General features: G+C 65.3%; 12 protein-coding genes. 11 read left to right on the forward strand and 1 reads right to left on the reverse strand.

Annotated elements, in window-relative coordinates:
• The first annotated feature begins 68 nt into the window (after nucleotides 1-68).
• The 6 genes from C8J25_RS09945 (at nucleotide 69) to C8J25_RS09970 (ending at nucleotide 6,999) form a co-directional block, all read left to right on the forward strand.
• Nucleotides 69-1,511, forward strand: a complete 1,443-nt coding sequence (locus C8J25_RS09945; RefSeq protein ID WP_279628753.1) for a glycosyl transferase family protein — start codon at nucleotides 69-71, stop codon at nucleotides 1,509-1,511.
• A gap of 350 nt (nucleotides 1,512-1,861) precedes the next feature.
• Nucleotides 1,862-2,503 (forward strand): hypothetical protein, encoded by a 642-nt coding sequence (locus tag C8J25_RS21110; RefSeq protein WP_244186945.1) that lies wholly within the window; start codon nucleotides 1,862-1,864, stop codon nucleotides 2,501-2,503.
• Nucleotides 2,504-2,551: 48 nt separating this feature from the next.
• Nucleotides 2,552-3,466, forward strand: coding sequence for a sulfite exporter TauE/SafE family protein (locus C8J25_RS09955; RefSeq protein WP_107954264.1), 915 nt, complete (start codon nucleotides 2,552-2,554; stop codon nucleotides 3,464-3,466).
• A gap of 35 nt (nucleotides 3,467-3,501) precedes the next feature.
• Nucleotides 3,502-4,221 carry a TIGR02186 family protein gene (locus C8J25_RS09960; protein ID WP_056064071.1) on the forward strand — a complete coding sequence of 240 codons (720 nt, stop codon included), beginning with the start codon at nucleotides 3,502-3,504 and terminating at the stop codon, nucleotides 4,219-4,221.
• A gap of 114 nt (nucleotides 4,222-4,335) precedes the next feature.
• Entirely contained in the window at nucleotides 4,336-6,006 is a 1,671-nt protein-coding gene (locus C8J25_RS09965; protein WP_107954333.1) for an ATP-binding protein, read from the forward strand.
• 276 nt (nucleotides 6,007-6,282) lie between these two features.
• Nucleotides 6,283-6,999, forward strand: coding sequence for a hypothetical protein (locus C8J25_RS09970; protein WP_146173325.1), 717 nt, complete (start codon nucleotides 6,283-6,285; stop codon nucleotides 6,997-6,999).
• A 399-nt stretch (nucleotides 7,000-7,398) separates the two neighbouring features.
• Here the strand turns inward: C8J25_RS09970 and C8J25_RS09975 are convergent, their stop codons facing one another.
• Nucleotides 7,399-8,898: a M23 family metallopeptidase gene (locus tag C8J25_RS09975; RefSeq protein ID WP_107954266.1), complete on the reverse strand. Its 1,500-nt coding sequence runs from the start codon at nucleotides 8,896-8,898 to the stop codon at nucleotides 7,399-7,401.
• 448 nt (nucleotides 8,899-9,346) lie between these two features.
• On the opposite strand from C8J25_RS09975, the gene C8J25_RS09980 reads away from it, so the two are divergent.
• The 5 genes from C8J25_RS09980 to C8J25_RS10005 all read left to right on the forward strand — a co-directional run bounded on the left by C8J25_RS09980 (nucleotide 9,347) and on the right by C8J25_RS10005 (nucleotide 14,371).
• Nucleotides 9,347-11,839, forward strand: coding sequence for a helicase-related protein (locus C8J25_RS09980; RefSeq protein WP_107954267.1), 2,493 nt, complete (start codon nucleotides 9,347-9,349; stop codon nucleotides 11,837-11,839).
• A gap of 7 nt (nucleotides 11,840-11,846) precedes the next feature.
• Complete coding sequence (locus C8J25_RS09985; protein ID WP_208622562.1) at nucleotides 11,847-12,140, forward strand: RNA-binding S4 domain-containing protein; 294 nt, start codon at nucleotides 11,847-11,849, stop codon at nucleotides 12,138-12,140.
• A gap of 251 nt (nucleotides 12,141-12,391) precedes the next feature.
• Nucleotides 12,392-12,733 carry a ferredoxin FdxA gene (gene fdxA, locus C8J25_RS09995; protein ID WP_031393648.1) on the forward strand — a complete coding sequence of 114 codons (342 nt, stop codon included), beginning with the start codon at nucleotides 12,392-12,394 and terminating at the stop codon, nucleotides 12,731-12,733.
• A gap of 202 nt (nucleotides 12,734-12,935) precedes the next feature.
• A complete protein-coding gene (locus tag C8J25_RS10000) occupies nucleotides 12,936-13,469 on the forward strand; it encodes a CarD family transcriptional regulator (protein ID WP_056053923.1) in 534 nt (177 codons plus the stop codon).
• 170 nt (nucleotides 13,470-13,639) lie between these two features.
• Nucleotides 13,640-14,371 (forward strand): head GIN domain-containing protein, encoded by a 732-nt coding sequence (locus tag C8J25_RS10005; protein WP_107954270.1) that lies wholly within the window; start codon nucleotides 13,640-13,642, stop codon nucleotides 14,369-14,371.
• The last annotated feature ends 16 nt before the right edge of the window (nucleotides 14,372-14,387 follow it).

Below are 14,387 nucleotides of genomic sequence, written 5' to 3' on the forward strand. Positions count from 1 at the left end.
ATCCGTTCTCGATAAGACTATATCCGTTACGACGGTGACTTGCGGTACCCTTGATTCGGGGGTGTGGCTTGGGCGAGTCGCTGTGGATCATCGACGCGTCCGCGCGAGAGATGCTGCTGTTTGCGGGCGTCGGACTGCTACTCGGTGGTATCGATGATCTGCTGGTCGATCTGGTCTATATTGGTCACCGGATCAGGCATGGCGGCCGGGCTCGCCTGACTCTTGCCACTTTGCCATTACCACGCACCGCCGGACGGATCGCAGTGTTCGTCGCGGCGTGGGACGAGGTCGCGGTGATCGGCGGGATGCTGACGACCGCGCTCGATCGCTACGACCACGATAATTACCGCATCTATGTCGGCGCCTATCCGAACGACCGGGGGACTATCGATGCAATTGCCGCGGTCGCCGAGCGCGACTCGCGGATCCGGCTCGTGATCGGGCTACGAGACGGGCCGACGACCAAGGCCGACTGCCTCAACACCCTGTGGCATGCGCTGTGTCGCGACGATCTGCGAGACGGGGGCGAGGTGGCTCTGCCGACCAAGGCCGTCGTAATTCATGATGCAGAAGACGTGGTGCATGCGCAGGAGTTGCGTGTCTTCGACAGTCTGATCGAGCAGTATGACGTCATCCAGCTTCCCGTCCTGCCGCTGGTCCACCGCGGTGCGCGGCTGGTGTCGGGACACTATGCCGACGAGTTCGCCGAATCCCATGCCAAGCAGATCGTCGTCCGGACGGCATTGGGCGCAGCGATGCCGCTCGCGGGCACGGGCTGTGCGATCGCACCCGCCGTCCTTGCGACGATTGCGCAGGCACGGGGCGGCGATCCGTTCGACGCCACCAGCCTGACCGAGGATTACGAGCTGGGCTTGCGACTCGCAGAGCTAGGCGCTCGCGGCATTTTCGCGCGCGTTGCGGCGGACGATGCCGGGACGGTGGTCGCGGTACGCGCGTATTTCCCGTGTACGCTCGGCGGCTCGGTGCGCCAGAAGACGCGGTGGATGATGGGTATTGCGCTGGCGGGCTGGGATCGTACCGGCTGGGGACAGCCCTGCGCGGTCGCCGATCACTGGATGCGAATGCGCGATCGACGCGCGCCGTTGGCGGTCGTGATCCTAGCGGTCGGCTATCTTGCGGTGCCGATATGGGTGTTCTCGCTGCTGGCGCATGGCCAAGCCGGCGGGGCGTCGCCCTACGCGAACGGCGCCTACCCGATCGCCTTCTGGCTGCTCGTCGCCAATGGCGCCTTGCTGGCGTGGCGGTTGATCGTGCGGATGATATTCACGGGACGCAGTTATGGCATGCGCGAGGCGATCTGGGCGCTGCCGCGATTCCTAGTCGGCAACCTCGTCTCGCTGATCGCCGCACCGCGCGCGTTGATCGTCTATATCGGCATGCTGCGGGGTGCCGCGCCGGTCTGGGACAAGACGCGGCATGAGTTTCCGGACCTGCCGCCCGACGATGTCGTCACCGCCAACGATTCGGGCCTCGCCGCCGCCGCACGATGAGTGTCGGGCGCCCGCTGCGCTTTCTCGCATTGGCATTAGGCGGATGGGTAATGGTCCGCGTCGCGTTGTTGTTGCCGGAGGTCGCCTCGCTTCCACCGTCGGACATGATCCCACGGGTGATCGAAGTACTAGTGCCGAGAGTTGCCGCAGCAGTTTTCGCGGGACAGCGCGTGCCGCCGCGCGTTGCGATCGTCCCATACGGTGTTGTCGTACCGACGATGGTCTCCAAGCCGCGACCATGGCAAGCATCAACAGCTATGCCGCCGGTGTCAGTACCGCGACATCTTCCCGATTTACCAGCCGTCGCAGAGCCTCGGACATACCTCATTCCGTCGCCGGTAGCACCGCCCATGGTCGCCAACGGGCCAGATCGTCTCACCGGAAGCGCATGGCTGCTCGCGCGTGGCGGTCCCGCCGGTACGGTGTCGGGCGGGCAGCTCGGCGCGTCGCAGGGTGGTTTGCGACTGGCCTACGCGCTCGGTAGCCGTCGCAAGGTCGCGCTGGTGGCACGCGTCGCCACGCCGCTCAAAGGTGCCGGACGGGAGGCCGCACTCGGGATCGAATGGCAACCGACGCGGCTACCGATCCGCCTCGTCGCCGAGCAGCGGTTCGCACTCGATGGCGGCCGTGGCGGACCGACGGTGGGCGTCATCGCCGGCTACGGTCCCGCCAAGGTCGCGCCGGGTATCCGCCTGGAAGCGTACGGCCAGGCCGGCGGGATTGCGCGTGACGGGATCGAAGGTTTCGTCGACGCCTCCGCACGACTCACGCATCCACTAGGAAAGCTTGCCGGCGCGACCATAGACATCGGCATCGGCGCCTGGGGAAGTGCACAACGCGACGCCGAACGCTTCGATATCGGGCCTTCGATCGTCGCCGCGCTGCCAGTCGCGCGCAAGACGATCCGCCTGACACTCGACTGGCGCGAACGCATCGCCGGTGGCGCGCGTCCGGGCTCCGGACCGGCCCTGTCGATCGGTAGCGACTTCTAAGCGGTCGAGCCTAGCCCCGCCCGCGCAATCCGGTGTAACGCAGCCGTCGTGGATCTGTATCTTCCCGTCGCGAACCTGTCGGTCAACGCGCTCGTCATCATCCTGCTCGGCGGGGGAGTCGGACTGTTGTCGGGAATGTTCGGCGTCGGCGGCGGCTTCCTGACGACACCGCTACTGATCGTCTACGGCATTCCGCCGACGGTTGCCGCAGCCTCGTCCGCGAGCCAGGTAACCGGCGCCAGCGTTTCCGGCGTGTTCGCGCATTTCAGGCGCAAGGGCGTCGATACCAAGATGGGCGGGGTGCTCGTCGCAGGTGGCATCCTCGGCTCGTTCTTCGGGGCATGGCTGTTCCGGCTGCTCCAGCAAAGCGGCCAGATCGATACCGTGATCGCGATCGTCTACGTGATCATGCTCGGCTCGATCGGTGGCCTGATGGCGAAGGAATCGATCGGCACGATCGGCCGCGCGCGGACCGGGCGGCCTCCGAAGGCACGTAAACGCCGCCATCACCCGCTCGTCGCTGCGCTCCCGCTCAGGACGCGCTTTTACGCGTCGGGGCTCTACATCTCGCCGCTCGCGCCGCTGTTGCTGGGGTTCTTCACCGGCATCCTGACGATCCTGCTTGGCATCGGCGGTGGCTTCATCCTCGTCCCAGCGATGATCTACCTGCTCGGCATGGCGACGTCGGTGGTGGTCGGCACGTCGCTGTTCCAGACGCTGTTCGTGACTGCGGTCGCAACGATGGTCCACGCAACCACCACCAAGGCCGTCGACATCGTGCTGGCGGCGCTGCTCCTGCTCGGCTCGGTCGTAGGGGCCCAGGTCGGCGCGCGGTTCGCGACCAAGTTCCGCCCCGAATATCTTCGCCTCGGACTTGCGGTCATGGTGCTGCTAGTCGGCGCGCGTATCCTGCTCGGACTTGTCTGGCGCCCCGAGGAGATCTTCTCGGTCACGCTGTCGTGAAGCCTGGCTGGCTAGCTCTACTTGCGCCGCTGCTGATGGCGCAGGCAAAGCCCGTGCTGGTCCCCGACGTGTCGCAGCGCAATATCGAGATCGCCTACAGCTTCACCGGCGCCGAGCTGCTGCTGTTCGGCGCGATTCTCTACCCAGGCGGGCGCCTGCCGACCGGTGAGCAACCCACCGACATCGTCGTCGTCGTCAAGGGCCCGACCCAGTCGATCCTGATGCGCGAGAAGGAGAAGGTCGCCGGCATCTGGGTCAACGCCGCGCGCCTCAGATACCGTTCGGCCCCCAGCTTCTACGCGATCGCGTCGTCCAAACCGATCGACCGCCTCGTCGACGACCGGACGCGCGCGATCTACGAGCTCGGCCTCGACAGCCTGCAATTGTCACCGGCGTCGAGCGCACCGGCGCCGATCCAGGACCGCTTCCAGAAAGGGCTGGTCGACCTCAAGCGCCGCGCCGGCCTGTATTACGAGGCGCCCCGCGCGGTCGAGATCACCGACGGCGTGCTCTACCGTGCGCGCGTGTCGATCCCCGCCCGCGTGCCCGTCGGCCGATTCACCGCGGAGACGTTCCTGATTCGTGACGGGCGGGTCCTGGCGGCCGCGGTTCGCGACATCGACATTCGCAAATCGGGTTTCGAGCGATTCGTCGCGCGCGCCGCGGATCGTTCTTCGGTGACCTACGGACTGGTGGCGGTCGCGCTGTCGGTGTTCCTCGGCTGGGCGGCAGGCTGGATCGCGCGCCGGGTCTAGCGCGTCACGATGACTAAACGCGGTGGGTTTCTCAGCAAGTTCAACACCGTCGTCATCGGATATTTACAATTATCGCGGCAGGGTCGGTCCGAAATGACTGGAGATTTTGCGGCGATGAGCGACATGCCGGGACCTGGCGCATTCTTGCGCGCGGCACCCCTGACGGGCGGATTCGCTGGCGCCGGCGCTGCGGCGGCACCCGTCGGCGTCGTCTTCGCGATCGCCGGATCGAGCAGCCGCATCCTGCTCGATCGCGCCGCGATCGCGGCGCTGCACGATGATTCCGATCCGGTCGTCGCAGCGGCTGGACAGGTCGGCAGCCAGATCAAGATGCGCGTCGGCGCGACGTGGCTGGTCGCCAATATCCGCTCGCTCAAGCTGGAGGATGCCGCGGGCACCTGCGTCGCCGCGGAGATCGACTATCTGGGGGAAGGCGACGAGGACAAACTTACCGGCAAGCTCTACCGGTTCCGCCGCGGCGTCACGCGCTATCCGATGCCCGGCTGCGAGGTGTTCCCGATCACCACGGCGGACCTGCAACAGGTCTATGCCGCAGACGACCGTGCGAACATCACGATCGGCACGGTATATCCGACGACCGATATCCCCGCTGCGCTGTACGTCGACGCGATGCTCGGCAAGCATTTCGCGCTTGTTGGATCGACGGGCACGGGCAAGTCGACCAGCGCCGCGTTGATCCTACACCGCATCTGCGAACTCGCGCCGCAGGGGCACATCGTGATGATCGATCCGCATGGCGAATACGCCGCGGCGTTCAAGTCGAACGGGGCGATCTACGACGTGTCGAACCTGCAGATGCCGTATTGGCTGATGAACTTCGAGGAGCATTGCGAGGTCTTCCTGACCAGCAGTGGTTCCGCGAGGCAGTTCGACGCCGACATCCTCGCCAAATGCCTGCTCGCGGCGAAGGCGAAAAGCCGCCTCGGGCAAGAGATCGCCAAGCTCACCGTCGACGCGCCGATCCCGTATATGCTGAGCGACCTGACGACGATCATCAGCGCCGAGATGGGCAAGATGGACCGCGCTGGCGACACCGCGCCCTATCTTCGGCTCAAGTCCAAGATCGACGAGATCAAAGCCGATCCGCGCTACGGGTTCATGTTCTCGGGCATGCTGGTGGCGGACACGATGGCGAGCTTCCTCGCGCGCATCTTCCGCCTGCCAGGCGACGGCAAGCCGATCTCGATCATCGACGTCTCGGGCGTACCGTCGGATATTACGTCGGTGGTGGTGGCGGTACTCGCGCGGATGACGTTCGACTTCGCGATCTGGTCCCGCAACGAACCGCAACGTCCCATCCTGCTCGTCTGTGAGGAGGCGCATCGCTACATCCCGGCCGGGCAGGAGGCGAACAGTTCGGTCGGGCGCATTCTCGGTCGGATCGCCAAGGAGGGCCGCAAATACGGTGTGTCGCTAGGCCTCATCACGCAGCGTCCGTCGGATCTCGCAGAGGGTGTGCTGTCGCAATGCGGCACGATCATCGCGATGCGCCTCAACAACGACCGCGACCAGGCCTTCGTCCGCGCTGCGATGCCCGAAGGCGCGCGAGGGTTTCTCGATTCGATCCCCGCGCTACGCAATCGCGAGTGCATCATCTGCGGTGAAGGCGTGACGATCCCGATCCGCGTGAGCTTCGACGGATTGGAGGAGGAGAAGCGCCCCGCCTCGGGTGATCCGCTGTTCTCCGAACTATGGCGCGACGTCGGCGGCGAGGACCAGATCATCGGTCGCACGATCCAGCGCTGGCGGGCGCAGGGGAAGTAGGAAGCGCGACGACCCCGACGCTGCAATTTGCCACAAGCCGCCTTAGGTCTCCGCCAAACATCATAAAATTCCGATGATATGCGGTCTCGCATACCGCACTCCGTGACAGGCAAAGTACTGACGACAAATAGCCTTGTGACTTAGTCTAGACCAAACGTTTCCATAAATTGTGGATAAAATGTACCGAACTTTTGTAAATCTGTGCACGTTGATCTGGGACTAGAGCATGATACTTGCTCTTCGACGCGGATGGGGATCCGCGGCTTTGGGGGCATGATGAAGAAACTCGTTATTTTCGGCGTGATTGCGTTGACCGCAACGCCTGCGTTCGCGAAACTTGTAATTAAGCCAGCGCCGACGTCTGCGCAGGTCGTCCGTTTCGATCGGGGCGTTCCGACGATCGAAGAAGATTTGCCGGATCAGCAAGCCGCTGTTCGGGTTGTCCCATTGCCAGGACTGGATCATGGAAGCCTGACTTTCCGGGTTGCAGTATATAATAAGTCGAAATTGCCGATTAATATTGGCGTCGAGAATATGTCGTTTTCGTATGGTAGCGAAATGCTGCCAGTTTTTACGAAAGACCAGATAGAATCCAAGACCAAGAAGCGGGCGATGTGGTCGCAGATCGGCTATGCAATGCTTGCTGGTGCTGCCGCGGCAGCGCAGAACAATGATACGACCGTAACGACGTATGCACCAGGCGGACGTGTATACCGGACGGTCATAGACCGGCCCGGCTTGAGCGATGGGCAACTCGCGTCGGTGGCTGCTGGTGGCGGCGCAATTGCGTTGAGCCAGATTGGTTTGAACAAAACCTTGGAAATGCTCAACGACGAGTATGTTCAAACGACCACGCTCGATCCGGAAAGCGGGTATGGCGGCCGTATCATCTGCTCCAAGCTGAAGAATGCGAAGGTCGGTGAATTCGTGGTGCTTGCTGTTGAAATAAATGGCGAGAAGCACCTGTTCCAATTCCGCGTTGAGAAAGCCTGATTGCGAGAGACAAATGGTGCCTTGGCCAATCAGGCCAGGGCATCTGACTCGCGTGACGGCGCATCCACCGTGATACGATACGATGAGGTTGGCGGCGTGACAGCGGGTGGGTAGCGCAACGACGGTCGTACTTTCCCGAGCGCTCCGACATGTCGCCCGTCCGCCACTGACTTCGGCGACTATGAGCGCTATCCTACACAGGCATAGTCGTTCACATCACCTAATGCCCGCCACCCCTCTTTTGAGGAAACACCACCGGCGCTGCTGCGCGCCACCGTCGCAGGGGATCGGCGCTCTTAGCGTGGCACTTCCTATACTTTACTTGTCTACTTCAGGGCCGTTTTGCTCTCGCGCGGTGCGGTAAATCGCGGCCAATGACCGTCATTGCCAAAGCGGCGGCTACCCGCCGACGCGCACGGCCAGCAATTGCGCTACCTTCGCCCTGAACGCGCGCAGTTTCTCCCCCGACAACTGCGCCACGCTGGCAAACGAGACCGAGCGCGGGTTGATCGCCGCGCCGTTCTTCCACACTTCCCAGTGGAGATGGGGGCCGGTCGACATGCCGGTCGATCCGACATAGCCGATCACTTGGCCCTGCCGGACGCGGGTGCCGGACGATACCCCGATCCGGCTCATATGGCCATATCCGCTCGCCATACCGCCACCGTGGACAAGCTTGACGAAATTGCCATAGCCGCCGGTCCGCCCCGCGAACGCCACGATGCCATCGGTCATCGCGTGGATCGGCGATCCGTACGGTGCGGCGATGTCGAGGCCCTTGTGCATCCGCGTAAAGCCCAGCAGCGGGTGGAAGCGCATGCCGTAGTTCGACGTGATCCGGCCGGTGACCGGCATGCCCGAAACGGCTCGGCGTTCGGTCTGGCCGTTCGCATCGAACCAGCCGCCGCGACTCGATTCCCCGTTTAGACTGGCGTCGGCATCGACGTTCGCCGCGTCGGGCGCGAACCGGACGAGCTGTACTTTTCGGCGTTCTTGATTGATCCCGGCGAACAGCAGGTCGCCGATCCGGGTCTCGCCGGTCGCGGCACGCTCGCGCTCGACGATCACGTCAAAGCTATCCGCCGCCGTCACGTCGCGGCCGATCGAAAGTCGCGTCGAGATCGCCTTGATGAACGATTCCACCGCTTTTCCGGGAACACCGGCGGCACGCGCGGATCGGTACAGGCTGGAGCCGACGAGGCCCTGGATACGCAGCGGGGTCGAGTCGATTGCGATCGGCTTGCGGTTCACGGTCAGCCCGCCCGCACCACGCGTCAGCGACAGCGCAAGATCGAACCGCGCGCGGAAATCGAGCTTCTCCAGCGGCCGCGCGACGGTGCGATCCGGCCGGCGCCCAAGCGTCAGCGCGATCCGCGTGCCCGCCGGGATGGCCTTCGGATCGACCGACTGCGCGACCAGCGCCGCCGCGGCCTCGGCATCGTTCCGGCCGACGCCCGCGCGTATCAGCGCCCGGTCGAACGCATCGCCCTGGCCGAGCGTTGCCGACAGTTCGAGCGTCGGACGTTCGGGGGCATTGGCGAGCGGGGCAACGAGATCGTTGGCCGCCATCCGCCGCCCGGTGGTCGCGCCCTGGCCGAGCGGCGCAATGCCCCGCGCCCGCGTCTCCTCCCACTCGGCACCGGCTAACGGCGACGGCACTGCACCGACCAGCGGCTTGAACCCGGGCGCAAGCATTATCGTCGCAGCACACAGCGCAGTGCAGGTTGCCAGCCCGCGCCACCAGTCGCGACTGCCGATCCGAGCACCGAGATCGGGCACCCAGTCGATCCGCGAGGGAACAGTCTTTGGCGCGGTATCCGGTTGCCGACCAAGCGCACGACCAAATCCGCGTGCCCCGCCGCCCGCCAGTTCCAGCGCCTGATCCTTCTGCAAATACACGCGTGCCCGCCCCGAAATCGTCCGAATTCTCGTGCGCCGTTTCATCCCCAGCGCAGGCGTCGGGTTGTGGCGGGGACATGCTAAAGTCAAATTAACCGGGCGATTGTTGGGCTTGGCGGCGGCGGGGCGTGCTCGGGTCGGGGCGGACGAGATTTATGGGCTGTGCCCTGACTTCCATCGCCGGTTTGCGGGCGCGCGAACCTGTTGACCACCCCGGCGAAGGCCGGGGCCCAGTTGGGCAGGCCAAGGTGATGAAGCGCGGCCCTATGTTAATCCTGTTACCCAACTGGGCCCCGGCCTTCGCCGGGGTGGTGTCGGATATAAGTGAACGCGTCCTCTCCGCTCGCTGGTTCAGCAATCGAGCGCACCCGGCAATTCACCCCGCCAACACCGCGCAATTCCACCCAGGTCATTGCGCCAGCCCACTTTACCCCCGATGTTGCCCACCATGAGCGACGAAGTCTCCGCTGGCGTGACCGCGGTTCTCGGCCCGACCAACACGGGCAAGACGCACCTCGCGATCGAGCGGATGTGCGCGCATTCGAGTGGCATGATCGGTTTCCCGCTGCGGCTGCTCGCGCGCGAGGTCTATGACCGCGTCGTCGCGATAAAGGGCGCCAACCGCGTCGCGCTGGTCACGGGCGAAGAGAAGATCGTGCCGCCCGACGCGCGCTGGTTCCTCTGCACTGCCGAGTCGATGCCCGACCGCGACGTCGCCTTCGTCGGTATCGACGAAGCGCAACTCGGTGCCGATGCGGAGCGCGGCCACGTCTTCACCGACCGGCTGCTGCGCGCGCGGGGGCGTGAGGAGACGATGATCCTCGGCTCCGAGGCGTTGCGGCCTATGATCAAGAAGCTCGTTCCCGGTGCTGAGATCGTCAACCGGCCACGCTTCTCGACGCTCACCTATGCGGGCGCGAAGAAGATCAGTCGGTTGCCCAAGCGGTCGGCGATCGTCGCGTTCTCGGCGGAGGAGGTCTACGCGGTCGCCGAGATGCTGCGGCGTCTGCGCGGTGGTGCGGCCGTCGTGATGGGGGCGCTGTCGCCGCGCACGCGCAACGCGCAGGTCGCGATGTTCCAGGCGGGCGAGGTCGATTACCTAGTCGCGACCGACGCGATCGGCATGGGGCTCAACATGGACGTCGCTCACGTCGCGTTCGCCAGCCTCAACAAGTTCGACGGCAAGCGCCAGCGTCGCCTGACGGTGGCGGAGATGGCGCAGATCGCGGGGCGTGCGGGGCGTCACCAGCGCGACGGTACGTTCGGCGCGCTGTCCGACGATGGTCCCGGCGCGTTCCTGCCCGAGGAAGTGCTAGCGATCGAGGAACACCGGTTTCCACGTCTCGAGAACCTGTATTGGCGGCAGGGCGAGCCTGACTTCTCAAGCATCGATGCGCTGGTGGCGAGCCTCGAAGCGCGCCCGCCCGCTGGTGTTTTGCGCGCCGCGCCGCAAGCCCTCGACCTCGGCGTCGTGAAGCGGCTGGCCGAGGAGAGCTGGGTCCGCGAACGCGCACGGCATCCGGCCATGGTCGCGCGATTATGGGCTGCATGCGGGTTGCCCGATTTCCGGAAAGTCGGGCTCGATCCGCATGCGCGGTTCGTGTCACGGGTGTTCGGACATCTGAGCGAGGGGCGGGGGCATATCCCGCACCAGTGGTTCGCGGACGAAATCGCGCGGCTCGATACGGTCGCGGGTGACGTCCCGGTGATCGCCGGGCGAATCGCGGCGACGCGGATCTGGGCGTATATCGCGCAACGCGCCGACTGGCTGGCCGAGCCGACGCTCTGGGCAGCGCGGACGGCGGCGCTCGAAGAACGCCTGTCGGATGCGCTGCATGCGAGCCTGACGCAGCGGTTCGTCGACAAGCGCACGACCGCGCTGATGCGCCAGATCGGCGCGGATGCAGGCGCGTTGCCGGTGGTGATCGGGCCCGAGGGCGAGGTGATGGTCGAGGATCATCCAATCGGGCGGCTCGATGGGTTCCGCTTCACCGTCGCGGCGGACGCGCGGGCGAGCGACAAGCGGCTGCTGCTCGCGGCGGCGGAAAAGCGGCTCACCGGCGAGCGGTCGCGGCGCGGGCAGTCGCTGGTCGATGCGCCGGACGCCGATATCGCGCTCGACAATGCGGCGCAGATCATCTGGGCAGGGCATCCGGTTGCCAAGCTGGGCGCGGGGCCGTCGTTCGCGCGGCCGAAGCTGATTCTCGATCGGTCGCTCGATTGCCTCGACAAGTCGGCGCGGGAGCGGATCGAGGCGCGGCTGGCGCTGTGGCTCGCGGGGATGCTGAAGCGGCGGATCGCGGTGCTGGTCCACCTCGCCGAATTGAGCCGGGATCCGAACGCCACGCCGGCGTTGCGCGCGGTCGCGAGTGCGATCGAGGAGGCCGGCGGGATCTTGCCGCGGTTGCCGATGCGGCTCGCGCTCGACGCGATCGATTCCGAGGAGCGCAAGCGGTTGCGCAAGGTCGGCATTACGATCGGCGCGCTCGACGTGTTCGATGCGCGGTTGCTCAAGCCCGAGTCGGCGCGCTGGCGGCGCATCCTCGCGGCGGCACGCGGTACGACGATCGCCGCCCCGCGAGATGGGGCGACCGTGCTGGCGCGTGGCAGCGAGGGTGCGGTTCTTGAGGCGGGGTTCCGTCCGCTCGGACTCCAGGCGGTCCGGATCGACCTCATCGAGCGCATCGCGCGGGCCGCACACGACTCGCGTCAGGGCCGCACGCCGTTCGCGCCTGATCCGGCGCTGGCGACCTCGATCGGCGTCGATCCGGCGTCGCTGGAGCGGTTGATGGCCGAACTCGGGTTCAAGGCGCTGGCAGGGGACGCGCCGAGGTGGGTCTGGCGCGGACGTCCGCCGGCGCGTGCCGTGGCGCCGACGCCGATCGATCCGTCGCGGCAGAACGCGTTTGCCGGACTCGCTGCACTGGTCCGCCATGGTTGAAGGCGCGATGCGGATCGATCGGTTCCTGTGGTTCGTGCGGCTCGCAAAAACGCGCAGCGCCGCCCAGGCGATCGCTGAGAAAGGACATCTGCGCATCGACGGCCGCCCGATCGACCGCGCGCATTGCCCGGTGCGGGTCGGGAATGTGCTGACGTTTGCGGTGGATGAGCGGGTGCGGGTGATCCGGGTCGAGGCGCTGCCGGTACGGCGAGGGCCAGCGCCCGAGGCTCAGGGATGCTATCAGGATTTGATCGCGGGCAAGACGCCGGCCGGTACCGTCCGCGACCCGGCTTCCGAGTGACCGACGAAGCTAGACACGAGGCACCGTCATCCTGACGAAAGTCAGGACCCAGAGCCACGAGACGCTGCCCTTGGTATCCTGGGTCCTGACTTTCGTCAGGATGGCGGAGGGGTGTTGGGCAGGAGAGGATACGACAGTGCAAAGCCTGATAACGTCTCGCAGAAGGCTTGCTATGATTGACGCGAGGGGCAGGCGCGCATAGTCGCTGGCGCGTTCGTCGCCGGAAAGGAATCCGGCCCAGGAGTTCTGCAATGACCTACGTCGTCACCGATGCCTGCATCCGCTGCAAGTACATGGACTGCGTGGAAGTGTGCCCGGTCGACTGCTTCTACGAGGGCGAGAACATGCTGGTGATCAACCCCAGCGAGTGCATCGACTGCGGCGTGTGCGAGCCCGAATGTCCCGCCGAGGCGATCCTGCCCGACACCGAAAGCGGCCTCGAGCAGTGGCTCGAGCTGAACACGACGTTCTCGGCGCAATGGCCCAACGTCACGCGCAACGACAACCAGACGCCGCCTGACGCCGACGCGATGAAGGGCGTCGAGGGCAAGTTCGACAAGTATTTCTCGCCCGAGCCCGGCGCAGGCGACTGATAAGAGGCGGCGAATCCCGAAAAGGGCAAGCCGCCTGCCACGTTCGGCTGGTAATTTTGTTGCAAAGCTGCTAGAAGAGTCCGCGACGGGCGCGATGATTCACGTCATCCGCCTGACGTGTAGACCTATCCCTCCCCCGATGCAGCAGCGACGAGTCCTTCGTCGAGGCGTCGCGGCGAGGCTTGATCCGGAAAGGCCCCAAATGGCTGCCAAGGCACTGTCCTTCGATGTCGGTGATTTCGTCGTTTATCCCAAGCACGGGGTCGGCCGTGTGATCGAGCTCCAGCGCTCGGAAATCGCCGGCATGACACTGGAACTCTACGTCCTCCGGTTCGAGAAGGAGCGCATGACGCTCCGCGTACCGACCAACAAGGCCGAAAGCGTCGGCATGCGCAAGCTGTCGTCCGACAAGACGATGCGTGAAGCCATGGACACGCTCAAGGGCAAGCCCAAGGTCAAGCGCACCATGTGGTCGCGCCGCGCGCAGGAATATGAGGCGAAGATCAATTCGGGCGACCTCGTGTCGATCGCCGAAGTGGTCCGCGATCTGTTCCGTGCCGACGACCAGCCCGAGCAGAGCTATTCCGAGCGCCAGATCTTCGAAGGCGCGACCAGCCGCCTCGCGCGCGAACTGGCTGCGATGGAAGAGCTCGACGAGCCCAAGGCGCAGGAGAAGATCCTCGACATCCTCCGCGCCGCGGCCGCGATCTACAACAAGGACAAGGTGCCGGCTTAACTGCTGGGCGCTTTGTGAGACGAAGGGGCGGTCCTGCGGGGCCGCCCTTTTTCGTTCTGCTGCTTCCTCCCTCGAGATGGGGGGCCGTTTAGCGAGCCAGCGCCAGACAAGTTTCTCATTGCGCCGTCCCGTGGTGGGTGTATTGTGTTAATAATACACAGGAGGATGCGATGAACTTTCTTGCGCTCGGACTGATCATTCCTCTCGCGGCCTGCTCGTTCAGCTGGAACGGCAACAATGAAGGCTCGGGGGCTGCGGCGGCCGGTTCGGGGACCACCCGGACCTTCCAGGTTTCCGGTTTCAACGGCATCGACCTTCGGGGCTCGGACGACGTCGACGTCCGCGTCGGTAACGGCTTTTCGGTTCGCGCCGAGGGGCCGAGCGAACAACTCGATCGCCTGCGCATCGAGCGTGACGGGGATACGCTCAACATCGGGCGCAAGAACGGGGCGAGTTTCGGCTGGAGCAAGGGCGCCAAGGTGAAGGTGTACGTCACCTTGCCACGGCTCGCCGACGCGAGCGTTTCGGGATCGGGCAACATGGCCGTGGACCGTGTCGAGGGCGGTGGGTTCGAGGGCGGAGTCGCCGGATCGGGCAATCTCGACATAGCGGCGATCAAGGTCGACGTGGCGAAATTCACGATTGCCGGATCGGGTACCGCGCATGCGAGCGGCACGGCACGCGATCTGAAGGTGGACATCGCAGGCTCGGGTGATCTCGACGGCACCCGGTTTGAGGCGCAATCGGCGACGGTCGAGATCGCCGGTTCGGGAAGCGTGCGCGCGGTGGTGAACGGCGCTGCCAAGGTCGCCATGTTGGGCTCGGGTGACGTCGATCTCGGACCGAAATCCCGCTGCACGATCTCCAAGATGGGCTCGGGGAGGGTCCGCTGCGGGCGGTAAGCCGCCGCCGGACTTG

It is taken from the genome of Sphingomonas faeni (assembly GCF_003053745.1).
Taxonomy (GTDB): Bacteria; Pseudomonadota; Alphaproteobacteria; order Sphingomonadales; family Sphingomonadaceae; genus Sphingomonas; species Sphingomonas faeni.